At 66.1% G+C, this 25,702-nt stretch carries 16 protein-coding genes; 7 read left to right on the top strand and 9 right to left on the bottom strand.

Annotated features, from left to right (window positions below; all coding sequences use genetic code 11):
* Positions 1 to 302, bottom strand: a 302-nt coding sequence (locus tag ACT3SQ_RS16470; protein WP_444601446.1) for a DUF6270 domain-containing protein, incomplete at its 3' end; no start/stop codon positions are given.
* 734 nt (positions 303 to 1,036) lie between these two features.
* Here ACT3SQ_RS16470 and ACT3SQ_RS16465 point away from each other — a divergent pair.
* Genes ACT3SQ_RS16465 through ACT3SQ_RS16455 form a run of 3 tightly spaced genes read left to right on the top strand, consistent with a single transcriptional unit; the run spans position 1,037 to position 7,154 of the window.
* Positions 1,037 to 5,044, top strand: coding sequence for a glycosyltransferase (locus tag ACT3SQ_RS16465; protein WP_444601445.1), 4,008 nt, complete (start codon positions 1,037 to 1,039; stop codon positions 5,042 to 5,044).
* Positions 5,041 to 5,976, top strand: a complete 936-nt coding sequence (locus tag ACT3SQ_RS16460) for an alpha/beta hydrolase family protein (protein WP_444601444.1) — start codon at positions 5,041 to 5,043, stop codon at positions 5,974 to 5,976. The genes ACT3SQ_RS16465 and ACT3SQ_RS16460 overlap by 4 nt, the downstream gene beginning before the upstream one ends.
* On the top strand, positions 5,973 to 7,154 hold the full coding sequence (locus tag ACT3SQ_RS16455; protein ID WP_444601443.1) for a hypothetical protein: 1,182 nt from the start codon (positions 5,973 to 5,975) through the stop codon (positions 7,152 to 7,154). The genes ACT3SQ_RS16460 and ACT3SQ_RS16455 overlap by 4 nt, the downstream gene beginning before the upstream one ends.
* A gap of 22 nt (positions 7,155 to 7,176) precedes the next feature.
* Here the strand turns inward: ACT3SQ_RS16455 and ACT3SQ_RS16450 are convergent, their stop codons facing one another.
* The 4 genes from ACT3SQ_RS16450 to wecC form a co-directional block, all read right to left on the bottom strand.
* A complete protein-coding gene (locus ACT3SQ_RS16450; RefSeq protein WP_444601442.1) occupies positions 7,177 to 7,980 on the bottom strand; it encodes a polysaccharide pyruvyl transferase family protein in 804 nt (267 codons plus the stop codon).
* 87 nt (positions 7,981 to 8,067) lie between these two features.
* A complete protein-coding gene (locus ACT3SQ_RS16445; protein WP_444601441.1) occupies positions 8,068 to 9,084 on the bottom strand; it encodes a hypothetical protein in 1,017 nt (338 codons plus the stop codon).
* Positions 9,084 to 10,022, bottom strand: coding sequence for a hypothetical protein (locus tag ACT3SQ_RS16440; protein WP_444601440.1), 939 nt, complete (start codon positions 10,020 to 10,022; stop codon positions 9,084 to 9,086). The genes ACT3SQ_RS16445 and ACT3SQ_RS16440 overlap by 1 nt, the downstream gene beginning before the upstream one ends.
* Positions 10,023 to 10,132: 110 nt before the next feature.
* Complete coding sequence (wecC, locus tag ACT3SQ_RS16435) at positions 10,133 to 11,386, bottom strand: UDP-N-acetyl-D-mannosamine dehydrogenase (protein WP_444601439.1); 1,254 nt, start codon at positions 11,384 to 11,386, stop codon at positions 10,133 to 10,135.
* 261 nt (positions 11,387 to 11,647) lie between these two features.
* Between wecC and ACT3SQ_RS16430 the strand changes: the two genes are divergently transcribed.
* Positions 11,648 to 12,736 (top strand): hypothetical protein, encoded by a 1,089-nt coding sequence (locus tag ACT3SQ_RS16430; protein ID WP_444601438.1) that lies wholly within the window; start codon positions 11,648 to 11,650, stop codon positions 12,734 to 12,736.
* Between the two features lie 60 nt (positions 12,737 to 12,796).
* Positions 12,797 to 14,191 carry a hypothetical protein gene (locus tag ACT3SQ_RS16425; protein ID WP_444601437.1) on the top strand — a complete coding sequence of 465 codons (1,395 nt, stop codon included), beginning with the start codon at positions 12,797 to 12,799 and terminating at the stop codon, positions 14,189 to 14,191.
* Positions 14,192 to 14,233: 42 nt separating this feature from the next.
* Here the strand turns inward: ACT3SQ_RS16425 and ACT3SQ_RS16420 are convergent, their stop codons facing one another.
* Positions 14,234 to 15,940, bottom strand: a complete 1,707-nt coding sequence (locus ACT3SQ_RS16420) for a heparinase II/III family protein (protein WP_444601436.1) — start codon at positions 15,938 to 15,940, stop codon at positions 14,234 to 14,236.
* A 121-nt stretch (positions 15,941 to 16,061) separates the two neighbouring features.
* Here ACT3SQ_RS16420 and ACT3SQ_RS16415 point away from each other — a divergent pair, with 121 nt between their 5' ends.
* Entirely contained in the window at positions 16,062 to 17,810 is a 1,749-nt protein-coding gene (locus ACT3SQ_RS16415; RefSeq protein ID WP_444601435.1) for a heparinase II/III domain-containing protein, read from the top strand.
* 46 nt (positions 17,811 to 17,856) lie between these two features.
* On the opposite strand, the gene ACT3SQ_RS16410 is transcribed toward ACT3SQ_RS16415, so the two are convergent.
* The 3 genes from ACT3SQ_RS16410 to ACT3SQ_RS16400 form a co-directional block, all read right to left on the bottom strand.
* On the bottom strand, positions 17,857 to 19,956 hold the full coding sequence (locus ACT3SQ_RS16410) for a glycosyltransferase (protein ID WP_444601434.1): 2,100 nt from the start codon (positions 19,954 to 19,956) through the stop codon (positions 17,857 to 17,859).
* A gap of 229 nt (positions 19,957 to 20,185) precedes the next feature.
* Positions 20,186 to 21,853: a hypothetical protein gene (locus ACT3SQ_RS16405; RefSeq protein WP_444601433.1), complete on the bottom strand. Its 1,668-nt coding sequence runs from the start codon at positions 21,851 to 21,853 to the stop codon at positions 20,186 to 20,188.
* 55 nt (positions 21,854 to 21,908) lie between these two features.
* Positions 21,909 to 23,825 (bottom strand): glycosyltransferase family protein, encoded by a 1,917-nt coding sequence (locus ACT3SQ_RS16400; protein ID WP_444601432.1) that lies wholly within the window; start codon positions 23,823 to 23,825, stop codon positions 21,909 to 21,911.
* A gap of 194 nt (positions 23,826 to 24,019) precedes the next feature.
* Here ACT3SQ_RS16400 and ACT3SQ_RS16395 point away from each other — a divergent pair, with 194 nt between their 5' ends.
* Positions 24,020 to 25,537, top strand: a complete 1,518-nt coding sequence (locus ACT3SQ_RS16395) for a DUF6270 domain-containing protein (protein ID WP_444601431.1) — start codon at positions 24,020 to 24,022, stop codon at positions 25,535 to 25,537.
* Positions 25,538 to 25,702: the final 165 nt, after the last annotated feature.

Raw genomic sequence — 25,702 nt, 5'->3', positions numbered from 1 at the left:
CTTCGCTCGTCGACGAGGTCGATCAGCATTAGGTCGATGTCGTCGCCCACTGCGTCGATCCGTCGGTAGAGATCGCCGGCGAGGTCTCCTCGCACCATCCGCTGCTGGAAGGTGGAGCTGAGCGGCGTGAGCTTCGAGCGGATCGCACTGGCATCATTTCCGGCACTGATCAGCGACTGCCTCGCCACATAGGTGGTGAGCTGGAAACGCTCGGGAAGGAACCCGAAGGTGTCGCGACTCACGCAACTTCCCCAGATGAACGTGCGCACGACGCCTTCGTCTTGCGTGGTGTCGATCGGCATGGTCCAAATCTCCTCGTGGCCTGTCTGACCGGAAGGGTCATCGTACGTCTCCCTTGGCTAGGATCAATGCCCAGGGGAGGCTGCCGACTGCCGTCGGCGCCGGGACGCACCATCGAGGAGCCCATCGGATGCATCAGGACGAAAGACGATCTGCCGAGCACCTGACTGAGCAGCGTGCTGCGCAACTCGTCGCGGATCCGCAAGCAGTGCTGCGAGGGTTCGAGGGCCTGCAAGGGCGGCATCGTCGTGACAAGCAGAAGATCGCAGACCTCGAAGCGGCGCTCACGGCGGCGATTGCGAAAGAGAGCGCGTCAGCCAAAGCGGCCAAGGACGGCGTGGCCGCGAAGCAGGCCGCTGAGACTAACCGTGCTGAGCTGACTCGGAAGCTCGGCACCGCTCATGGGGCGCTCGATGCTTACCGGGCGGAAAATGCCCGCCTGAGAAAGGATCTGCAGCGGGTGCGTGGCTCTCGGTCGATGACGGTCGGGCGCATCATGCTCGCCCCTGCAGGCTGGCTGAAGAAGGCCCTCGGCGGCGGGCACACCATTGATGGGAGTCTTGTCGAGGGATCGAGTACGCGGGGAGCTATCGAACCCCCGTCTACGGGTGCGCAAAAGACTGAGGAGAGCCGGCCCCCATCTCCGGTGCCAGCGAAGGACTCGGAGTTCGAAGCAGCCACGAAGCCCGGGAGGCCCGCAGCCGCAGCGCAGACCTCGGTAGCAGGTGCCGTCCCTGTGGCGGAACGCAGCCTTGAGACCCTCCTGGCGGAACTCGACGGGAATCCCACCCCCAAGGCGCTGTATCGGGTGATCAACCGGCAATGGTTCACCCTGGGGCAGATCGCCGAGCCAGCACTCCTCGCCCTCGAGCATCCGGAGCTCGTCGAGGAGATGAGCCCGAATGAGCAGAAGGTGGTCCGGATGATCCTCGGGCACCACCGCTTCGCCCCGGATACGCTGCCCATCCCGGAACGCGCCCGCGGCATCGCTTATCTTCCCGAGCCCGGCCGCGTCATGTACTGCGTGCACTCGACCCCGGCGTACAACTCCAATGGCTACTCCACCCGTACCAGAGGAGTCGCCGCGGGTCTGCGCGGGAGCGGCAGGGACGTGACCGTGGTGGCACGGGCTGGATATCCATGGGACACGCGGGCTGACACGACCAAGCCCGCTGAGGAGCGCACGGTCGTGGAGGTCGACGGCGTCGACTACGTGCACATCCCCGGCGCGAACCTCAACTCCACGGCGATCGACCGTTACGTGCTTGACGCGGCGGATGCCTTCGTGCGCGAGGCCCGCCTGCAGCGACCCTCGATGATCCACTCCGCCTCGAACTTCCGGACGGCCCTGCCGGCTCTGATCGCAGCACGACGCCTCGGAGTGCCCTTCGTGTATGAGGTGCGCGGTCTCTGGGAGATCACCGAGGCGGCGGAGAAGCCGGGCTGGGATGAGACCGAACGCTACCGCGACACTGCCGGACTCGAGACCCGTGTCGCCCAGGAGGCGGATGCCCTCCTGGTCATCACCACACAGGTCGCTGACGAGCTCGAGCGGCGCGGTGTGGACCGCGCCAAGATGGTGCTGGCTCCGAACGCCGTGGACCCGGCCCAGTTCGTCCCCCTGCCCCGCGACGAAGCATTCGCCGCGTCGAAGAAGATCCGCACCGATGTTCCGATCATCGGCTTCGCCGGCAGCATCGTCGGCTACGAGGGCCTCGACCTGCTTCAGCACGCCTCCGCGATCCTTGCCGACCGCGAAGTGGATCACCAGGTGGTCATCGCCGGTTCGGGCGGAGCGGCGGAAAGCCTCAAGGCGCAGCGGAACCAGCACAAGCTGAAGAAGATCCTCTTCCTCGGGCGCATGCCGATGAGTGATATGCCGCGACTGCTGAGCACCTTCGACATCGTGCCGTTGCCTCGCATCTCATCCGCCGTCACCGAGATGGTCTCCCCGCTGAAGCCCCTCGAAGCCTTCGCGAGCGCCAAGGCCGTGGTTCTCTCTGATGTCGCACCGCACCGCGACCTCGCCGGTGCCGACCAACAGCGAGGCGTGCTGTTCCCTGCCGGCGATGCGAAGGCACTCGCCGATCAGCTCGAGCGACTGATCAAGGACCCCGATCTCCGTGCAGACCTCGGCCGGACCGCGAGACTCTGGACACTCGATGAGCGCACGTGGGAGCGGCTCGGCCGCGCGATATCCGGCGCGTACACCGTCGCCGGGCTCGAGCATGACGCGGCACTTCCCGACGGACGAGAGCTGTCCTCACTGCGCGTGGGCCTCGTGGCCGATGAATTCACCTCCGCGACCCTCGCCGCATCGATGACGGTCACCCCGTTGGATCGCTCGCAGTGGCGGGAGCAGATCGATCCTGCCGCGCTGGACCTCGTGTTCATCGAGTCGGCCTGGGCCGGCAACGATGGACAATGGACGCGCGGTGTGGGCCACTACGGCGAGGAGGAGAACGCGGATCTCTACGCACTGCTCGATCGCTGTGGGGAGCTCGGGATCCCGACAGTGTTCTGGAACAAGGAGGATCCGGTTCATTTCGATCGCTTCCGCCTCACCGCCGCGCGCTGCGACCACGTGTTCACCACGGACGCCAACAAGATCATCGACTACCTCGAAACGCCGGGCGCGATCACTCGCACCGCGTCCTCGCTGCCGTTCTACGCGCAACCGGTGATCCACAACCCGCTGCCACCACGCACCGAGTACGAGCCCACCGCGGCATACGCCGGGACGTATTACGGGGCCCGCTACGCGACCCGTTCCCGCCAGCTCGAACGGCTGCTCACCGAGGCGTCCAGCTACGGGCTCTCCATCTTCGATCGGCAGCTCGCCTTCCCGGATTCGCCCTACAAGTTCCCTGCGGAGCTGCAGCGCTACGTGCGTGGGGTGCTTCCCTATGACGAAGTGATCGACTCCTACAAGTCTCACCTCGCTCAGCTCAACGTGAACTCCGTGATGGGTTCGCCCACCATGTTCTCGCGCCGCGTGGTCGAGGTCGCCGCCTGCGGAGGCGTGGTCCTCTCCGGGCCCGGCCGAGGGGTCACCGAGACCTTCGGGGGAGTGATCCCCGCCAGCAACGACAACACCATATGGCGGGCACTGCTCCACGACTGGAGCAGCCATCCCGAAGAGCGGGTGCGGGAGGCCTGGTTCCAGATGCGCGCCGTCTACCGCTCGCACACGGTGGACACCGCGCTGACGATGCTGGCGCGCACCGTCGGGATCCCGGTCTCCGTCCCTCAGCGCGCGGACTACGGGCTCGTACTGGACGGAGCGAACGCGGAGCTCGTGGCCTCCGTCGCTGCCCAGTCCGTGCTTCCGAAAGAGGTGTTCACCACGGACGGCTTCGCTGCCGCCAGCAGAGTTCTCAGCCCGCTCGGTGTGCGGGTGCGCGGCACGACGGCGCTCGAGGACGCAGGGTCCGAGTGGCTCGGACGGCTCACCGAGCCGGTGGAGCGAACTCACTATGAGGACCTGCTGCTCGCCACACGTTTCGGTGACTGGAACCGCATCACCTCGAGGCGTGCTGGGCCGGAGAGCGAGGGACTCCCTCTCGCGCGGAGGGTCGACGCCACCGACGAACAATCCGGTCTCGTGCACCGGGAGCTGGTCAGGTTCAGCAAGACTCTCGACCGTGCGCTGGTCACGCGGCCGGTGCGAGGTGTCGAGCTGCTCCTCCCCGCGTCACGCACCGTGGAAGCTCCCGCTCGCCGAGCCGCGGCCATGGTGGTCCCCTGGGCGCATCGGCCCGCTCGGATCGTCGTCGCCGGGCACGACCTCAAGTTCGCTGCCGGGCTGATCGACGCACTCCGAGCCGCGGGGCACAGCGTCGAGCTGGACCAGTGGCACTCTCATTCACAGCACGACGAAGAGCAATCGCGCGCGCTCCTCGCCGATGCAGACGTGATCCTGTGCGAATGGGGCATGCGCAACGCGGAGTGGTACTCGAAGGTCGCTGCCCCCCACCAGCGCGTCGTGGTCCGGGTGCACTCCCAGGAGTTGCGACGCCCCTATCTCAGTCGCATCAAGCATGCGAATGTCGATTCCTTCGTGTTCGTGGGCGAGCTGATTCGACGGGCTGCGGTGGAGAGCCACAAGGTGCCCATGGAGAAGACCGTCGTCATCCCGAACTCCGTCGACGTCGCCTCCTTCGCCCTGCCCAAGCACGACGGTGCCGAGCGCACCCTCGGCATGGTCGGGATCGTCGCTCAGCCCAAGCGACTCGACCGCGCCCTGGACCTCCTGGAGCACCTCCACCGCGCGGACTCGCGATATCGGCTGCGCATCAAGGGCAAACAGCCTGCTGACTATCCGTGGATGCTCAATCGGCCGGACGAGATGGAGTACTACGACGCCCAGTACGCGCGGATCGACGCGATCAACGCGAAATACCCCGGCGCGGTCGCCTTCGATGGCTTCGGGCCCGATATGGAGGAGTGGTACCGCACGATCGGCGTCGCCGTCTCCGTGAGCGACTTCGAGTCCTTCCACCTCACCATCCCTGATGGTGCCGCCTCCGGCGCCCTGCCCGCGACACTCGATTGGCCCGGCGCCGACCTCATCTACCCCCGGGAGTGGATCGGAGCCACCGTGGAGGAGATGGCCGACAGGATCCTCACCTCCATTCCGGATCAGGAGGCGCTCACCGACAGCGTCCAGGAGCGCTTCGGTGCGGACCGGGTGCTGGCCGAGCTCGTCGCCACGATCGTCCCCGCCACGGAGGAGACCAGATGACCGCCCCCACTGCCTGGGACACCCGTCACGATGCCCCGATCATCCGCTGGGCAGACCTCGCCCTGTTCTCACCACGGCCCGAGAAAGCGCGCTACCAGATCGCGCCTGCTCCGCACCATGGCGAGACGCTTCCGCTCGAGGTGCTGTACCAGCCGGGCGAGGGCGACACTCTGATCGTGGTCCTGCACGGTGCGATCGACCGGGAGAAGTACACGCCACCCCGCTTCGAATGGCTCGGCACTCTCGCCGGACGCACCGAGCACGTCCTCTACGTCGCCGACCCCACGCTGTCCCTCGCGAGCGATCTGCAGATCGGCTGGTACGTGGGCAGCGGCAGCGAGGACGTGCTGGACCGGGTCGCGCGCCTGGTCGCCCGAACGCGCGACGCCATCGGAGCGAAGAGGGTCCTGCTCATGGGAGGCTCCGCGGGCGGCTACGCCTCCTTGATGGTCGGCGCACGCACCCCCGACTCCCGCGTGCTCGCCTTCAACCCCCAGGTGACCATCGCGGATTACCATGCACGGTTCGCCCGCCGACTGCGCGAGGTGGCCTTCGCGGACCACGCGGACCTCGAGGTCGCGCGAAGAGCTCATCCCCGACGGCTCTCCGTGCTCGATGCCTATCCGTCGACCTCGACAATGCCGCATCGCGCGCTGATCGTGCAGAACGTCGCCGACGAGTTCCACCGGGTGAACCACTTGGGCAAGCTCGCAGCCCAGCTCGGCATGCCCGTGGCCCGCGCTCTCAGTGAGGACGGCCGTATGGAGTTCGATCTGCGCACCCTCTCTGCGGGCCACGACATGCCCTACCGCCATATCTTGCTGCGTTACCTCGAGCTGGTGCTCGAGCGCTGGGACGAGGAGCGCGTGATCAGGGACGACGACGACATCTCGGTCGATGCACCGACAGACGAAGGGACGATCTCCAGATGACCACCGAGCCTGCACGGACTCTGGTACTGCTCGAGACGATCTTCTGCGACTACGAGACCGACCCCGAGATCCTCGGGAACTACTTCAGCCGCTTCGAACTCACCGTCGCCTCTCTTGCGCGCCAGGAGGTGCCCGATGGGGTCGCGTTCCGCACCACGATCTACCTCGCCACCGACAAGGGGGAGTGGGGAGACAAGGTGCGGGCGCTGGTCGCGACCGCGCAGGAGTCGGCAGCCCCCGGCATCGAGCTGCGCATCCACGACTACACACACCCGGAGATCGGCTACCCGGAAGGCGACCCGACGCGTGTGGACTGGGCGAAGAACCCCAGCAAGCATTCCCCCTACCGCGAGCGTCTGTTCGAGGCCGCGCACACCGACATCGATCTCACCGCACTCGACCGCCTGCTGCGCGTCACCATCGATGACGACGACCTTTGGCTGCCCTGGCACGTGCGCAACCTCGTCGACATCGCGCGGCGAGCGCGCGAGGACGACCGCGTGACCTGGGAGGGCGTTCTCGCGATCGGGCTGCTCGACGTGAACCTGGGCTACACGGGCGCCGACGGCGTCACCCTCGAAACCCTCGCACTCGAGCGCACCCTCACCGGCGACAAGTACTACGTCATCGACAGCCCTGCGGAGGTCGACACGATGTGGCCGTACTCGCCGTGGTCGATCCCCGAGGTCATGGACCTCAACCAGAAGCGCCGCCTCGAACAGCGAGGGATCGGACTCTACGCGGTGCGCAACTACGTACCGAGCTTCGTCTATATGCGCTGGGGCATGAACCTCTCGATCCAACGCAAGGACGGCCTGATCATCCGCACCTTGGGCCGCACACCGGTGGCCACGCCTGCCGCCGTCCTGGAGCTCACCCCGGAACAGGTTCCGCACGTGGAGGCCCCGTTGTGGTTCGGGATCTTGCGCGGGCGGCTCTCCATAGAGGCGCGGCGCAGCGGCACCACGGTCGATGTGTTCACCAGCTTCGATGACATCGCGATGCCGAGCAGCGAGGTCTGCTACTACCTCATGAAGGGCAACGAGAAGGTCGACATGATCCCGTACTCGCGCAAGGGGAGGGTTATGTTCCGCAACGCGCCGCCCGGAGTGAAGGTGCGCGGGTACCACAAGCGGGACGGCAAGGTCGTCGAGCGGATCGACAGCCGGCAGGTCTGACCCAGGTTCGCCTCGGGGTCCGTCAGACGTCGGCCCCCAGCGCCGGGATGATCAGGTCGAGCTGGCGATTCATCAGGCGCGTCACCTGGTCCATGGTGGGCTGGGGGAAGCGGCGCACCTGCTCGAGGATCGCTGAGGCATCTCCTTCAAGAGGGAGCCTGCGCACGTCGAGGCCGAAGGCGGAATAGTGGTCGCGGAACTTGAAATCACCGCCGAACACCTTGTCCGTGAGAGTGAAGGGCGCAACCGGCACCCCGTAGGCGTGCGCGAAGATGCAGCCATGCAGGCTCGTCGAGGCGACGGCATTGTAGTGGGACAGCTGGGAGACGAACTCGTCGCGAGCTGCGTAGTTGTCCACGATGTTCTCGACCTGCTCGGGAAAGCGCGCAGCGAATTCCTCGCGGTCCACGTCATGGATGATGAACCCGAGCGGCTTGCGGGAGGCACGGGGAGGCAGGGGAGAGATCCGCGGGAGCAGCAGTCCGGGGTCGCCGATCACCTCGGGTACACGCTTGGCATCACGTTCGATCACAGACTGGGTGAGGAACCCGCGCACTCCCTCCAGGCGAACCTGCGGAGAGTACTGACGGGTGTTGCCGTTGATGAGGCCGCCGCCGATAACTCGCACCGGAGAGTCCACGAGAGCAGCTATCACAGAGCCGACCAACGCCACAGTCTCCCCATCCAGCGCATCACGATGGTTCATGCCCTTGCGCATGTAGGCGTCGGGTCCGATCAACCAGTCGGCGATGTGAAACCCCATCATGTCGCCGAGATTCCCGCGGTCGCCATCGACCATCGTCTTGTGGGCATAGACAGAGCGCATGAGAGGGATATTCCTTTGATCGGGCCGGGGTGTTCCCGGGCTCGCAACGTTTCAGATGCTATCGGTTCAGGGGAGAGCTGCGGACAGTCAGTTCGAGCAGTCCCTCGTAAGGTGCGACGGCCGCAGCGAAGGGTCGTCCGGGTACTCCGACGTACCGTCGAGCTCGAGCACCTCGGAGAGCACATCGAACCTCGTCGTGGTGAATCGCGTGAGCAGACTGATCAGGCGCTCTCTCGATAGTGCGGTATGCCCGGGGGCGAAATCTGCCACCCACACCACGTGATCCGGATCCCTCCACAGAATGCCCGGCGAGTGGGTCGCGTAGTTCTGAGAATGGAGATATGGGATGCAGTGATCACGAAGATGATTATCGGAGGCATTCTGCAGGTAGATCAGTCGCCCAGGGCCTTGGGAGGGAAGATCCTCGAGCACCGTGTAGCGCCGTCCGAAGTAGCGCAGCGCCGAGCGGGCCACGTCACGGTAGTCGTCTCCGCGCAATGATGCTGCGGGGACCGGGTAGGCCCGGGTGAGGTAGGCAGTGACGAAGTTGCGGGAGTATTCGACGATGTCTGTCTGGGGATTCCAGGCGAACACGGAAGGTCCGCCCGGAAGCAGGTGCGCGATGTTCAATGCCGCGAACCCGCCTGCGGAACCTCCGACCAGCCACAGCTGCTTCCCCAGTCGGCGAGAGAGCGGAGTCAGCAGCTTGGCCAGGCCCCGCGCCGTGTCATGGATCGAGTTGCCCACGTACCAGGAGATCGCCATGGAGTCGGAGAGCTCGAGACTGGCATCGGAGATTGCCACGTAGGGATGTCCGATCATCGCGGCGATGCCTGATCCCGAGAAGAAGGGCGGGACCTTCTTCGTCCGTTCTGTGACGGCGCCGGAGAAGATCACGGTGACGGGTCCGGTCGTCGCCGCGAACGGGTCGCCACCGATCATCAGCTCGAGCTGACGTGTGGGACCGCCGCCGATCACATGGATCCCGTCCTCGTGGGATCCGGCCGCGAGGAAATCGCGGACGTTCGCCCAGCGAGTCTCGAGGTGACGGAACTGCGGGGGCTGAATCTCCTTGGCCCGGGGGAGGGGCTCGAATCGAGGCATCAGAGCACTCCGCTCTCGGCGCGGGCGACGTCGGTGCCGCCGACGCGGACGAATCCTCGCACGGTGACACCGTGAGGAATCCCCTCGAAGGACGCAGCTGTCTCCGAGGCGTGCCAGCGCAGCGCGATGCGGGAACTGGACTTCACGACGTAGTAGCAGATGGTGACGTTCGACCTCCCGAAGGATGAGAGATCGCAGTCGACCGTGATCGTCTCGCCGTGTCGCGCGACGGTCAGCTCCACCTCCACGCGGTCCACAGCGAAAGTCCGCGCTCCGGTCTCCGGCTCGACAGCGGTGCGGAGAGCGGTCCCACCGGCAGTGGCAGCAGCGAGGACGTGATCGGTCCGATCACGGATCTTCGGGTGGGGCCACGCATCCATGGCAGTGAAAGCCTTTGGCGCGTCCAGCACGGTCACAGGCTGCGGGAGCAGCTCCGTCGCAAGCTCCAGCGGCTTCTCACCGCCGCCGTTCTTGCCGTGACGTGCTGCGCGAGCGATGAGGCACACATCGGCTGCAGTATTGGGCGTCAGCGCGTCCCCGCAGTCGAGGCGAAGGCGGATCACGCGCCGGTAGGGGAGCGGATCGAGGTCCGCCAGGGCGGGAACGAGCGCTCCTCGTCTGTTCGGCTCCTCGTCCTCGACGACCAGCAGCCGGGCCGACGCCGGGACCGTACGACGGGGGCCAATGGCGAGATGGTCCAGCGCTGCGGAATTCCCGGGAACGGCATGCACGACGACCAGCAGCTCGGTGCGTTCCGGGAGCTGCTGGTCGAGCAGCGTATCGACGGTGCCCTGCACTCGCAGACGCTCCGGGTCGGACGACGCCTGCGGCACGTGGTCCGAGAGCACGAGCTGGGCGACGACCAGAACGTCGGTCGGAATGACCAGAGCGGCGCGAGGCGACGGAACGACCGCGCCCTGCTCAGCCAGCTGCGGCACGGAGCACCTCCGGGGATCGATGAACGGCACGGTCACCACCCGCTCTCGCACGGAGCGTGGGGCGCGGTGTCCGAGGGTACCGGGTGCGTGAGCGGCTCAGAGAGCGGAGCTCAGCGCCACAGACCCTTGGTATCGATCACGAGCTTCTCCTGCAGCAGCGCACGGTCGATCTCCTTGAAGGGATCGTGGTCGACCATGAGGAGCACGATGTCCGCACGCTCGAGAGCGGAGTCGAGCTCGGCGAGCTCGACGTTCTGGCGCTCTGCCAGCTCCTTCGGCAGCTCGTCGACGTTCGGCTCGACGACCAGCACGGTGCCATCGGTGAGCCGCTCGGCGAGGGCGCCCGCGATGTTCCGGCTGGGGGACTCACGCAGATCGTCGATGTTCGCCTTGAAGGCGATGCCGAGAGCTGCGACCGTCGGGTTCTTGAAGCGGTCGGCCTTCTCCAGCACCTTCTCCAGGACGATCTCGGGCTTGGAGTCGTTGACCTCGCGGGCCGTGCGGATCAGGTTGGAGAACTGGCGATCGGCAGAGACGATGAACCACGGGTCCACGGCGATGCAGTGTCCACCCACGCCCGGCCCGGGCTGGAGGATGTTCACTCGCGGGTGGTGATTGGCGAGCTCGATCAGTTCCCACACATCGATGTCCTGGCGGTCGGCGATGATCGACAACTCGTTCGCGAAGGCGATGTTCACGTCGCGGAAGGCGTTCTCGGTGAGTTTCGCCATCTCGGCGGTCTTCGCATCGGTGAGCAGCAGCTCGCCGTGGCAGAAGCTCGCGTACAGGTCGCGATTCAGCTCGGCGGCTTCGCGGGTCATGCCGCCGATGATGCGGTCGTTCTCCACCATCTCGATCATGATGCGGCCCGGGAGCACACGCTCAGGAGCGTGAGAGAAGTACAGGGAGTTCGGGAGGTTGGGCTCCTCGGTGAACTCGGGGCGCGCGTCGAGGATGACCTTCGCCATGTGCTCCGTCGCGCCGGGAGGGGCCGTGGACTCCAGAACGATCAGCTCGCCACCGGAGAGCTGGGGGGCGATCCCGCGAGCGGCGGCCTCGATGTACGAGAGGTCCGCGTCATGGTCGCCCTTGAACGGGGTGGGCACGGAGACGATGTAGGCATCAGCTTTCGGCGTCTCCAGCTGTGCGGAGAGCTTGCCCTGCGCGACGACTCCCGCCACGACGGTCTCGAGCCCTTCTTCGACGAAGGGGACGGTGCCCGCGTTGATCGCGTCGACGTTGGCCTGCTTCACGTCGACCCCGATGACGGTCTTGCCTGCCTGCGCGAGGACTGCGGCTGTCGGCAGGCCGATGTAGCCGAGGCCGATGACGCTGACGGTGTCGAGGGGGACGTTCGGACTCATCGGAATCTCCTGCGAAATGGGGGACTGAGCGGGGTGGGATGCACTTCTCTTCAGTGCACACTAACGCGGTGAGCATGCTGGGAGACGAGTTCCTCAACACTTGTCATCAAGACAACATCGGATCGTCACTTCCCGGGGCGTTTTCTGTGAGCCGGATCCCAGTAATCCTTCAACGCGCCCTCGGGCTCTTGTGTCACACGCGCCGCTCAGCGGATCCGACTACGCTCACAGTGCTCCCAGTCCTGGCCGCGAAGGATGCGAATGCCCGAACGACCACGTCCGCAGATGCCTCGGAGGAGGATCCTCCTCGCCGGCGCGATGACGCTGGCACTTGCGCTCATCCTCGTGATCGTGCTGGTCGGGCCGTTCAGGGACTCGTGGGGTCCCGGAAGTCCTGAGGAGACTCCGACGGCGACGGGACCGTCGGACCCGGCGAGGACCACAGCAGGACCGAACGCACCCCCGCAGGTCTTCCGGGAGGAGGCCTCGCTGACCGTGCCCGAGAACGTGCTCGCCGCCGCGGGTGCGTTCACCCTTCAGCAGGGCGAGGCCGTGGTCGTCGCAGTCGACGTGGCGACGGAAAAGCCCGCGGACAGCGACGGGGTGAACATCTTCCTCGGAATCCGACTCACCTGCACCGACCCCTCGGGTGCCACGGTGGGGACCGCGGGAGGCACCGAGAACCTTCTTACCGGAGTGCCCGTAGTCCTCGCGAACCAGGTGCTGCTGCGTGCAGCTGCGGACGGAATCTTCCACTGCGAGGTGTTCCTCAACGCACCGAATGATGAGGGCGCATCCGCTGGCACCACATTCACTCTCGACACCTCATGGGCGGTCACGCCGGTTGACGGACTCGCGGTGCAGACACCTGCCGTGGAGCGGCTGCCGATGACGATTCCCGCGGGCGAGCGGAGGATGACCTTCGCCGAGGTGGTGCCGCTCAGCGAGCTCGCCGAAGGCAGTCTTCAGATGCATGCGAGCCTGAACCTCACCACATGCACCGGGGTCGGGGGATCGAGGGAGGACGGCCGTACGTGGTGCGCTCAGGACGACATCGATACCTCCGGCAGCACCTACGAAGTCGAAACTCGGCTGGACCTGGTCGGAGACGACGGCGCAGTCTGCGGAGCGATCGACGCCAGCCGACAGAGCCTGCACCTGGAGCACTACCGACACCATCAGCTTCTGCACGTCGACAGGCACGTCGAGGTTCCCGCCGAACCCTGCGGTGATCGGGTCCGGGTGTCGGTGCTGCTCGACAACACCGGTCCGGCATCCTTGGTCGTGCACCGCGAGAACTCGTCGATGATCACGACCGAGACACAGGTGCCGCGGCCTGGCCAGGCATAGGATCGCAGCGGACATCCAGCCAGGAGACAGCCTGGGTATCAGACTGCGGGAAGGTGACCGATGCTCGACAGCATCCTTTATCGACGGGGATTCCTCGTCACCCCGGCGGGACGCCGAGGCGCGGAGCCGGACTTCCTGAGCTCCTGGACGCTCCACGAGCTCGGTGCCTGGTGGATCCACGTGCATCCCGAGACGCCGGTCGCGATCCACCCGCTCCGCGGCACCGAGAGCGCTGTGGCAGTGCTCGGGGACATCTTCGTCGCGCATGGACGTGGGACGGTCGAAGAGGCCGCCATGCGGTACGCGAGCCACGACTACGCCGTGCTGGATGACCTCAGCGGCCGCTTCGCACTTCTCGCCGTGGACGGTGCTGCGCTGCGGCTGGTGCAGGACCCGATGGGAGCACAGACCGTCTTCTCCTCCGATCGGCACCATGTCGCGGCCTCGCACGCGGCGCTGCTGGCGGAGCACCTGGGACTTGCACGGTCGCGCTCGATGAACGCGCTGATGCAGATGCCCGAGCAGAAAGCGAAGACCACCCGATTCCTGCCCGGCGACCGCTCGCTGTACGACGACGTGCGCCTGCTGCCGCCGAACGTCGAGCTCGACCTCCAGTCCGGGACGACCTCGCGCTATTGGCCGCATTCCCCACTCCCTCAGACCGGTCGGGACGACGTGCTCGCAGTCTGGGATGAGTACTTCGAGAACTATGCGCGCCACCTCGCCGGGCACGACGGAGTCGTCCTCGGTCTGACGGGCGGCGTCGACTCCCGTGGGATGATCGCCGCGCTGCGCAGCAAGGGACTCCCGATGAGGTATGAGTCCTGGGCAGCGATGAAAGAGGAGGAGAGCTCCCGGATCCCCGCCATGGTGGAGCACCTGGGAGGACCGCACCGATGGATCGACATCCGCGAGCGGATCAACACCCCGGAAGGGGAGGCGCTCGCGGAGGCCGGGCGACGCGCCGCAGGGTACACACGTGGCCTGCCGACGATGCCCGCTCTCGCCGCACAGGATGCCGCTCCCCGGGACGTCTTCGTCTATGGCCACGGTGGAGGCGTGACCGCAGGTCCCTACAGTCGGCGCGCCAAGGCATTCCTCCCTGAGGCGCCCCTCGATCGCGCGTACTACCTCAATGCAGGGCCGCAGCGGAAGAACGCCTCCCCGGAGTACAAGAAGGCCAACCGTCTTGCCTTCGGAGAGTTCCTCGAGCGTGCGCACTACGACGGGGACCTCCACGGTGTCGACCCGGGGCTGCTCCTGTACTGGGAGCACCGGATGGCGAACTGGGCGGCGCTCCAGATCGCCGTCCATGCCATCGGGATGAACGCGCACGCCGGGATCAACAGTCGCCGCCTCTATTCCGCGTTCTGGGGCTTGCCGGAGTCTCCGCACGAGAAGAAGCTGCATGCCGAACTGATCGCCATCTACGATCCGGTGCTCGCCGGCCTCTGACGTCCTGACTTCGGACGTCCGTCCCTCGGACGTCCCTGCAGTTCAGCGCGGCGGTGAGACGGGAAAGGAGACCTCGTCCCGTCCCACATGGATCAGCTCATCCACATCCCCCGTGGTGATCCGCAGACCGAATGCGGCCGGCTCAGGAGTGCGGAAAGAGGACATCGTCGGGGCACGGCCGGCGCCCGCAGCGAGCACCGTGATGATGCGGAAGCTGGTACCGCTCTTGCGTGCCGTGATCGCCGTGGCCGGGACCTTCTGCTTCCATCCGTTCGAGACCCAGCCGTCGAACGGGGACTCCTGCGCCGTGACCTCGCTCAGCTCCACCGCAGTGCCGGCAAACATCAGCGCGGCGCGGTGATCACCGGCACTGAGCTCGGCGCGCTGCCCGTCGGTCGAGCTCGCGACCTCCGGTCCCAGCTGCCAGCGCTGACACGCAGTGATCTCCTGCCTCGAGTTCACATGATCCACCACCACCAGATACTCGCCCCGGACCGAGTGGATCACCCGACGCATGAGAGAGATTCCGGGGAAGCTGTCGTCGGCGAGGACGAACTCATGGTGGCGTGCGGAATGGGACTGCCGATGAAGTTCGACGCGGGCACCCTCCCTCGGGTCACGCCCTTCGATCGAGACCAGCGAATGGCTCGCCCGAGAGGCGAAATGCTTCCGCGCAGGACTGTTGCCGTACTCGTACTTCCCGGGATCGACCACCCAGTTCACCGTCGACGCCGAGTAGGTGACGGAGCCACCATCAGGGTGGCCGTGCACACGATGACCCGGCCCGAATCTGAGCGAGAAGAAGGACTCCTCCGAATACCGACGAGTCGCGGATCCCCATCCGCTGCGCCCGAAGACGTACCCGGCGTCGTAGACCTTCACCAGGTCGTCAGGAGCCGTGCCTTTCGAACCGTCGCTGGTGACGAACTGGACGAATGGTGAGCGCACCGACTTCGGTGCCTGGGGGTCGGTGTCCCCGATCATCACCAGGGTGCCGTCGGGACGGGTGGCATGGGCGATCTGCTCGGGGGCGAGGCCGTGCCGAGCAGCGTCGGGCGGGCGCGGGAGCCGCTCTGCATCCACTCGGCGCAGAGTCCTCTCCCACCACAGGTAGTTGCTGTCGTGATAGGAGATCGAGGCTTCCGCGTTCACACCCTGCTCGTCGTACTGCTCGAGGATCAGTGCGCCCATCCTTGCCAGGGCGAGCTCCCATAATGTGGAATCGCCGAGGATGCGGCCACACACGAAGAGAGCTTCCGCCTGGTGCAGGGCGTGGTTCGCGACGCCCTGCTTCTCAGGATCTGCGAGGTGTGCGGCATGGGTGCGGATCGTGTTCTCGAGCCATGGGAGCTCTTCCGGAGACCGCTCGTGGACGAGCGGGGCTGCGAGGCAGAGCTGCAGCGCACGGATGCCGTCGGACATGTCCTTCCAGGCCCAGCGCGATCTGGGCCGTTGGGGCGGGTTCTTCTCCACCCAGTCACGGACGTGGCGAAACCACATGGAGTACGCCCGCTCGTTGCCGTCCTTGGTGGCGGCACGACGGAGCGGATCCAGCCACCGGAGCATATGGAACTGGAACGTCCAGTTCCTGTCCTGGAAGGGATCTTCCTTCCAGGTGATCTTCGACGGCAGCTCCCAGGCGGGATGCGGGAGCAGGGTGACCTTGCCAGCAAGGAGATCGTCGACCACCTCAGGCGAGTACGCGTACCCAAAAGCCTGTCGTTCTGCCACCAGCAGATCGAGACCCATGATGAAGCGTCCTCCCTCGGCATCGCTCCCCGCTCAGCAGTACCGCAGAGCGAGACGTTGCAGCGACGCTAGCATGGCCTTTCGCGGCGATCCGACCGCCCAGCCCAGGATAGGACGAGCCATGACCACGCGCGCCACGACCGTCGCAGATCTCGATCTCGGCGTCGCCGAACGTCAAGCTTTCGGTGGTACCTTCGGCCGGCCGAAGAATGGGGAGTCACAGGTCGCGCGATATCGCGCCGGCGCTCTGCGCCTGCCCCCGCACAAGGACTGGAAGGGCAACTTCACCGACTGGGCGGCAGACCCGTACAAGGACCGGAACTGGCAGTTCCAGCATCACACCCTGCGCTGGGTGAACGCGATCCGCTGGGCCGCCATGGACGGCGATGACGCTGCCCGCAGCGAATGGGTTCGGGTCGCCCAGTCCTGGTTCGCGGCCAACGTGCCCGCAGAGAAGGCGGTCGGAGCCTTTGCCTGGAAAGACATGGCGGACGGAAATCGTGCCGTCGAGCTGTCTCTCGGGGCGCCACTGGTCCCCGCCGAGGCCTCGTGGTTCGTCGAGCTGCTCGGTGCCCATCGCGATTGGCTGATGGACGACACGCACATCGTCGGCGGCAACCATGGCCTGCACCAGAACACCGGTCTGCTCGTCGTCGGCGCCGTGCTGCGTGACCATGCCGCGATGCAGAAGTCGCTGGGGAGGCTCGTACGAAGCTTCGAGAGGGCGTTCGACGAACAGGGGTGCAATGAAGAAGGGTCGGTCGCCTATCACCAGATGAACATCCGCTGGTGGCGACAGACCTGGGCGAGAGTCGATGCTGAGGGCCTGGAGGTGCCGACGCACGTCACGGCACGGCTGGACGCTGCCTGCACGGTGCTCGCCCATCTGGCCCAGCCCGACGGTGAGCTGCCGCAGATCGGCGATTCGGCACGGTCGAAGGTCGTGCCGGGGCTCAGCGAGGTGACCGATTTCGTCATCTCGGCAGGGAAGCGCGGTGAGACCCCCGGAGCTCGCGCACTTGTCCTGGAGCGCGGCTACGCGATCTCCCGGAGCGGATGGGGAGAGGACCGTCCTGCCGCGCAGGAGTCGCACCTGGTGGTCCGACACGGTGCCTACGCGCGAGCCCACGGTCACTTCGACTCCGGCAGCGTCCACCTCTACACCGCGGGGCGACGTTGGTTGGTCGACCCCGGATTCCACTCGTACCAGACCGGTGACCCCACGCGCCGCTACCTCGCCTCCCGCGAAGCGCACAATGTTCCCCTCCTGCCGGAGCTGGACCGTGAGCCCAAGGCGGATTTCGAGCTCGTGCGCAGCAGCTCCACCGACGCCGCCGACGATCTTCTCCTCGTCGATCGTGGATACGACGGCGCGGACCTCGAGCGGAGGGTCGTCTACCTCCGGGACGCGGACTGCTGGATCGTCTGGGATCGGGCGAGTCGTCGGGACGAGCAGGAGCTCACCCTCGAACAGCACTGGCAGACGGATGTCGGCGTGACCGTTCGGCCCCGTGACCAAGGGTTCCGGCTGAACGACACGACATCGACCACGACGATGACGATGACCTGGCTGGGGACTCAGCACACGCTGGCCCGGCACGACGCCGCCCGGGGCGAAGATCTCACCGGATACGTCGGCACCAGGTGGAAGACGCTCGAGCCGGCCACTCGCCTCACGGCTCGGGCCACTGGGACAGCCCCTCAGCTCGTCACCCTGATCGGTGCTCACTCGCCGCGACCCCTGGGCCTCGTGGACTCCTTCGTGATGCAGGGCGGATCGTTGATCCTGTCCCCGGTGCGGGGGGACTCCTGGTGGTCGGTGAACATCGGGCAGGAGTCAGTGCGGGTCCACCGTCATCACCAGTCCTGATGGGCCGTCGCCCTGATCAGCCCGGCTTCTGCCGGGCCGGTCAGGTTCACGGGATCAGTTCGTCGTAGGCCCGGGCGATCACCTGGGCGAGCTGCGACCAGTCGCGGTTCTCGACGACCCAGTCCCGAGCCTGTGCACCGAGTCGCTGAGCGTGCGCCTTGTCATCGAGGAGCGTGGTGAGGGCCTCGATCAGGGACTCGACGTTCCCCTTCTCATGCAGCAGACCGTTCACCTCGGGCGTGACGATCTCTGCGAGGGCTGCGACGTCGGAGGCGATCACAGCTTTGCCCATGGCCATCGCTTCGAAAGGCTTCAGCGGCGATACCATCTCGCAGACCGGCAGGGGGAGGCGCGGGAACGGTGTGATGTCGACCAGCGAGTAGTACCGTTCCACCTGCTCGTGCGGGACCCGCCCGGTGAAGGTGACGACGTCGCTGAGGTCCTGCTCCTGGACGAAGAGCGTGAATCGCTCGAGCTCTGCACCATCCCCCACGATGAGGACATGGAAGTCCTCACGAGTGCGGGAGAGCTGCTGCGCCGCCTGAAGCATGAGCTCGATGCCCTCGTAATCGAGAACCGATCCGACATAGCCGATGACGGTCTTCCCCGTGACACCGAGCTCTGAAGCCAGCTGCTCATCGCGGCCGATGGGAGTGAAGCGAGAGGTGTCCACGCCGTTCGGGACCACGGTGATCTTGTCTTCATCCACACCGCGGTCGACCATCTCAGCGCGCAGGGCCTCGGTGATGGTGAAAACTTTGGTGGCACCCTTGGCGGCGTCGGCTTCCATCTTCGCCATGTAGCGGAACATGTTGCTCTCGGCCCACTCGGGATTGCGTGAGCCGCGGGTGATCTCCCACAACCCACGTACCTCGTAGATCGACGGGATGCCGAGCGAGCGCGCGGTCTTCACGGCCGTGAGGCCGTTCCAATGGTTGGAAGCGGCGTGGATGAGCGCGGGGCGCTCGGCCTTCGCGAGTTCCTGCAGAGCTGCTGAATAGCGCTCGGTGTAGGGGAAGAGCGGGTTCTTCTTCTCGATCTCGCGTCCGGTGAGCAGTCGGTGGTACTCCACGTTGCCCACCCGATCCTGCCGTGGGACATCCGGCAGGTCCTCCATTCCTGGCATGTCGTAGGGATAGCCGAGGCGCGTCACCCCGTCGACGTCCCAGTCGAGGCGGTTCAGCTGCGACAGGAGCCCATGGGTGCGGGTCGCATAGCCCGCTGAGTGGTGGGGGAGCGAGTTGTGCAGCAGGTAGAGCACGTGATCTCGACGCGCCTCATATGCCGGTTCGGGCGCCATGTCCGGGAAGGGAAAGCCGCTCTTGCCCAGCTGGTAGTTGCTGATGAGCCCGTGCTTGTACTCATTCTGGAGTGCTTTGGCCCAGGTGTCGGCAGGCAGATGCTTGCGGTACTCCTCGAGGTAATCGGTGACGTACTTGGTGCGTCCCGCTGCACGGCCCCGGCGGATCGCGCGTCGCAGTGCGTTCAGGGGAACGGCGCGCGGATCGGCGTCGCGGAGAAGGCGGACCGCGAGCTCGCGATCCCCTCGCCCCAGGGCGACGGTGATCCTGGCGCGCATGACATCGTTGTCTCCCAGATTCTCACGATGGGCGGCGAGTGTTGCCTCCGAGAGTGTCTCGTCACGAGATGCACGGTTGATCTCGACGATCAGGCGATTGAGGGGGTCGGTCCCGCGACCGATCGTCTCCAGGGCGTCGTGCAGCGAGTAGGGGATGGCGAAGTCCAAGGCGCCGCGGTGGGCGCCCGACGCTGCACTGAGGTCCGCTTCGAGCCGGGAGAGTGCCCATCGCTGACGGGTGGAGCGCAGGTCGAGCTCACGCACCAGGTCCAGGTAGGCCTCCAACGCGTCGGGCTGTGCCCCGTCCTGGGCGAGAGAGAGCCCCAGAACCTCCTCCGCGATGCTTCCTCGGGAGTGGCGGATGAGATAGCGAGCAAACTCAAGGAGGACCTGGGCGTCGAACTCGGACTGTGCCGCCGCGTTCCGGAAGAGGACGATTGCGTCGTCCACCGTCTTCGCCGCTTCGGCATCGTTGCGGAGTGCGGCGAGCTGCTCGGCCTGCTGAGCACGCCCATCGTCCGTTCCACCGCCAGGGTCCGGAGCGAAGAGCTTCCGCAGGCGTGTCATCCCGGGTACTGCACTCCGGCGAGCCATCATCGTGACCCTCCCGAGAGCTGGGTCCGGACGTGCGGACCGAGAAGTGGGGCGAGCAGAGGGAACGTCAACAACGCAGTCTCCTGGGGCAGCGGACAGGGCGGGGTCGAGGGCGCTCCGCACCCTCTACGGTATCCGGTGTCCGTGGCTGACGACGCCGAAGAATACGAGGGCCGCGGGCCGGTGAGCTTCGAGCGCGAGGTCATCGGCCTCCGCCGTCCGACGCTGAGCTCTCCTCGACGGGCGCGAAGCGCAGCAGAGTGGCGGTCCCGGCGTGACTGCTCACAGTGACCGGCTGGGAGCGCGCCAAGCCAGCATCCTTGAATTCGCCCGTGACCGGGGCGAGAGCTGTCAGGGTGCTTTCTCGAGCGTCGAGTGCTTCTCCCGCGAGTCGACTGCCCTCGACCAGGGTCCACGCCGATGGAGCGCCTGAGGGCAGTCCGCTCGGCGCACTGATCTGCACTTGTGCAGGAGACGCGCTCGTGGGATCCCGGAGGTCCACGATCAGAAGGTTGAGTGACCCGTCGTCGCCGAGCACCCCGTGGACCATGACGGCACCGTCGCCTGACGCCGCGGAGGAGAGCACGTGCCCGTCGGTGAGCATGCCGAGCTGCATGAGCGCGAGGTAGCTCGTCCGTCCTGCGACCACCATCCCCGGCTTCTCGAGCTCCCCGGTGGCGCACAACGGACTCATCGGGGCACCGCCCTGGCAGGCCTGCAGCGTCGCGTGGAAGGCAGTGCGCTCGACGCCGAGCTCTGCAGCGGTCAACACGTAGTCGATCGTCCACAGTGCTTGGGCATGGGTGCGGGACGTGTCGTTGGTGCCGGGGCAGGAGGTAGGTCCTGTCTCCTCCATCCATAGCGGAAGATCGTTTTCGTCGGCGACTTCGGCACCCATGCCGATGATGTGACGGGCACGGTCCCGCAGCTCGGGAGAGGTCAGGTCCTCCACCGTGGGGTTTGCGATCGACGAGGCCGGACCGTCACAGTCCCAGAGCGGATACCAATGCATCGTCAGAGCCCGCTGATTCGGGATACCTGATTCCGCGAAGGCTCTCCACCACGGAGCGTCGTAGGCACCCGGACCGGCGACAGGGAGTCCAGGAGCGACCTCCTCGAGCGCGGCAGAGTACTCCCTCAAGGAGTCCTGGTAGGGCTCGGGCCCCCACGTTGCATCGCGCACGGCGAGCTGTGGCTGGTTCTCATGGAAGTATCCGTTGGGCTCGTTGCCGATCGCGACGGCGAGAAGACGGTCGCCGAACGCCTGAGCGGCGTGGGCGGCCATGTCGGCGGCGCGGCCCGGATCATCGTGGCCGAGGTCGAGAGCGAGGTTGACCTGGGCATCCACGTCGTCCGCCACATTCGCGACCCGCGCCAGATCGTCAGGCGTGACGGTCACTTCGGCCCACGCCGGCGCGGGCTCGCCGTTCGAGGTCCACCACATCCGGCGGTCCACCCCGTTTCCGCCGAATCGAAGCACGGGGCGGTCCAGCTCCTGCAGCGTGAGCGTCAGATTCGACTGCTCGGCGTCCCAGATCGGGTTCGCGAGCTCGGTGGCATCGAAGCTCAGGCCGATGTTTCCTCCCGTGGTCACCGAGTCCGCGTCGAAAGACAGAGATATCGTCACCGCCGCTCCGCTCGTCTCGTCGAGGGGTGCCAGTGTGAACGGACCGGGGTCGGATTCGTAGCCGGGGAGGTCGACCGAGTTCCAGGGTGGCGCGGGGGAGGGCGATGCCGATGACCTGCGACCATCGCGATCGTCCGAGGACGTACTTCCGAGGAGCAGCGGGCGGAGCATCAACGTGCCGGTGACGACCAGGACCACAGCGAGCAGTCCGGCGGCGAGGAGTACTCCTTGACGGCGTGTCACTGCGAGCTCCTCAGGGCCGGCTTCTGCCGGCTGTGGACCGTAGGAACCTTCGTCATCACACCATCACGTGGTGGTCGTTCCGGCCGAACCAGGCGACATCCGCACTCGCCAGCAACTCTCGGTCGCTCACAGACCACGCGTGCCCGCCTGCCTCTCCGCGCCGCATCTGGGTGAAGTTGAAGCGGTCTGCTGAATAGATCCGTGCCCCGGCCTCGGACACCGCCGAAAGGAATGCGGTGTCTTCCCCGCGCGAGATCTGCTCGAAGGGATGGGCGAGAAAGATGTCCCGCCCGGCGGTCAATGTGGGCCCCATCAGTCGATCAGTGAAGCGATGTTCCCTCCAGGGGAAGCGAAGCAGTGTCGCATCTGTGCCGGTGAGGTACATGTAGTGGGCGTGCTTGCCGACGACCTCGGCCCCGGAGAACTCACGTGCTCGCAGCAGGTCGTGGAGGTAGAACTCGCCATAGATGTCGTCGTCATCCATCTTCGAGCAGACCTCGCCGTCGGCGTGCTGCACCGCTTCGTTCAGACACGACCCGAGCGACCAGGCCGCAGGCGCTTCCATCGCCTTCACGCTCGCGATGCCCAGCTCGCGGGCCCGTTCGATCACATGCTTCTCGGCCTCGAACCCGTGGGTGACCAACAGCAGCTGACGCTCGACCCCGGTCTGTCGGGCCACCTGCTCCACGAGGTGCTCCAGCTGGCCCGGTCGGTTCGTCACCGCCAGGACGCTGACCGACGGCAGCCCGGCACCGCCCGGCCTGCCAGAGTTGCCAGCGCGTGCTCCGAGTCCCGCCGCCTCCAGGACCGTTCGTGCGCGATGGCTGTAGGTGTGCTCGCGCCAGATGCGCCTTTGTGCGCGGTGTACGGTGCGGTCGCGCAGCTCGGGCGACCGGACCAGAGCCCGCACGGTGTGGGCCGCATCCTCGCGCGACGCGGCCTGAGGGACCTCGTCCGCCGAGAAGAACTCTCCGATCGCCGGGGACGGCGCAGAGACCACAGGTGTGCCCGAAGCGCTGATCTCGAAGATACGCCGTGCACACATGGAAGAGCTCGTGACCACTGAGTTCACGTTGAGGAAGACCTTGTACGCCTTGTAGGCCGTCAACATCCGGTCGTAGTCGAGCGAGCCGACGACCCGGTCACCGAGCTCCCCGGGGAATTGGTAGCGCTCGTCGTCGCCGAGGAATCGGGAGAAGATCTCCAACCCCGTGTCCATCTGCGCCGAGGCATCCAGAGCACCTCCCAGCAGCATGTCCATCTGCTCGCGACGCTCGGGGAACTTGTGGGCGAAGTACATCCCCGCGAAGGCGACGTCGCGCTCCTGATGCCCGTGGCGAGGTCGGATGGGGTTGTGGACTGCGGGCTGGGCGGCGAAGGGGAGCACCGCCACACTGTCGTGGCCGAGCTCCTTCCGGTACCGGGGCAGCAGGGTGATATCGGTCGTGAAGACGTGGTCGAAGAGCCGAGCCGTATCGAGGAAGTCATCGAAGTGGGGCGGGTCCTCCTTGTTCCAGAACACCGTGGGAATACCTGCAGACCTGCAATGTGCGACCAGCTCCTGCAGCGCTGCAGTGGGCGCCTTGGAGCCTGTGAGGTGATACTGCCAAGCGTCTGCATTGCCGTGCCACGCGGACTCCACGAGCAGTAGATCCACGGGCGACGCCGACAGCTGCTCGCGCCATGTCGCGGGAGTGACCGGCACCGTGTCGAACTCGTAGGACCAGGCCCGCTGTGAGAAGTCGTCGAGGATCACTGCGATCCTCACGCCGTCGAAGGTGGGAGTGCGCTGAGGCCGAGGCAACGGCGGGAAGGTGAGTCTGCCGGCCTCATCGAAAGAGCCGAGACCGTCGCCGACGCCGTAGCTGATCCGGCGGCGTCGGTTCCAGGTGCGCAGCTGCGTGAGCCCACCCGTTCTCAGGTGCCACAGCCCAGTGCGCAATGTCTGGAGAGGGGAGGAGGTCGTGGGCATCGTCAGCTCCGGGGCGCAGAAACGGGGGATGGAGTCATCGTATGTGCGTCAGCGTCGAGGTGCGGCGTCGGCATGATTCCCTGGGAGGTGAGCGACGCGGATGTGACGTCACTCCGATGGCGGACCGAGCTGGGCAATTCCTCGGACCGGCTGGGTACGCTGTGCGAATCTCATTCCACCAGAGGAGGACCGACGTGAGCGCAACCCCTCCAGCGCGGACCCCGCTCCGCGTCACCGTGTATGGCAGCTGCGTGGCCCGGGACTCGGTGGCGCTCGCCGGAGGCGGCGACCAGTCCACGGTCACGACCTACATCGCACGACAGTCCCTGCTTTCCGCAGGCAGTGATGCGTCAGATCGGTACCCGGCGGGTGCTCGGACTGCGCACCGATTCCGCCGCCGGATGCTGCGGGCGGACTTCGCCGGCGACCTTCAGACGAAGCTGTGTGAGTTCCACGACGTGACCGATGTGCTCCTGTGGGACCTCGCCGATGAGCGGGATGGCGTACTCGTCTTCGATGATGGGAAGGTCGTCACCCGCACCTTTGATCTGCTGAGCGAGCCGGAAGTGTGGGAGGCCGCTCAGAACGCTCGCCACCTCGACTTCGGGACGGACGAGCACTTCGAGAAGTGGGCCGAGAAGGCTCGATCCTTCGTGGAGAATCTGAAAGAGATGGATCTCTTCGACCGTACGGTGGTGCTGCGCATCCCCTGGGCAATGGTGACCAATGAGGGCGAAGCAGCCCCGGGGAGCATGGGAAAGCTCCCGATCGAGGCGAACTATCTGTACGAGCGGTATTACGACCACCTCGTCGGGCTCGGAGTTCGCACACTCGAGATCGATCCGGAGCTGCTGATCGCGGATCCCCAGCACCGTTGGGGACTGGCCCCGTTCCACTACACCCAAGACGCCTATGACGCTGTGATGCAGCAAGTTTTCGAGAGTGCTGGGCGCACTCTCGAAAAGATCCCTGAACCAGCAACCCCGGTGCGTGTGACGATCTATGGAGGCCCTGTCGCCCGCGATGCCATCGACCTCGCAGCGGGAAGGGGAGCGAAGATCACTGACCACGTGTCGCGCAACTCGTTGCTCTCCTTCGGGACGAACGGTGCCGCGATGTTCCCGCAGGAGGTCACCGGGGTGACCCGTTCCCTGCTGCGAGCGTTGCAGACCGACTTCGCCGGGCGGATGCCGTCTCTGATCCGTGCCGCCGCAGAGAAGACGGATGTGCTGCTCTGGGACCTCACCGATGAGCGCGACGGGGTCAGTGAGCTGGCAGACGGCACTATCCTCACCCGAAGCGTCGACGGGCTCGAGATTCCAGAGGTCCGAAGCATCCATGAGGGTGGAACACACATCGCGTTCGGAACCCAAGAGCACTATGTCGCCTGGAAAGGGCAGGCACGTCGCTTTCAGCGAGTGCTGCAAAGTGCCGGAGTCTTCGACAAGACCCTTGTTCTCGATGTGCCGTGGGCACGCACGACGATCGATGGTGAGGAGATCACCTCGAGCAACGGACTCTCGGCGGAGGAGGCGAATCGTCACTTCCGCCGTTACGTGCACTACCTCAAGGCGCTGGGCTTCCGGATCGTCTCGCTCACCGAGAATGAGGTGCACGCCGATCCGGAGCACCGCTGGGGACCTGCGCCGTATCACTACACGCAGGACGTCTACGACCTGATCGTCGAGCGCGCGTTCGAGGCTGTTGCCTGATCCTCCCTGGTCGGCCGAATGGGACCGGTGCTGAACTCCATGAACCCAGGAGGAATGGGCGGGACAGCGGCATCGGGGACAGCTCGATGAACCCGACCACTCCGTTCAACCCATGCTTCCTCTGGGTGGTAACGCTGTTGACGAAGTACGCCCTCAGCGCGGGCA

Source organism: Brachybacterium sp. AOP42-C2-15, assembly GCF_052377065.1.
Taxonomy (GTDB): Bacteria; Actinomycetota; Actinomycetes; order Actinomycetales; family Dermabacteraceae; genus Brachybacterium.
This window is presented reverse-complemented; position numbering and strand designations above follow the sequence as displayed.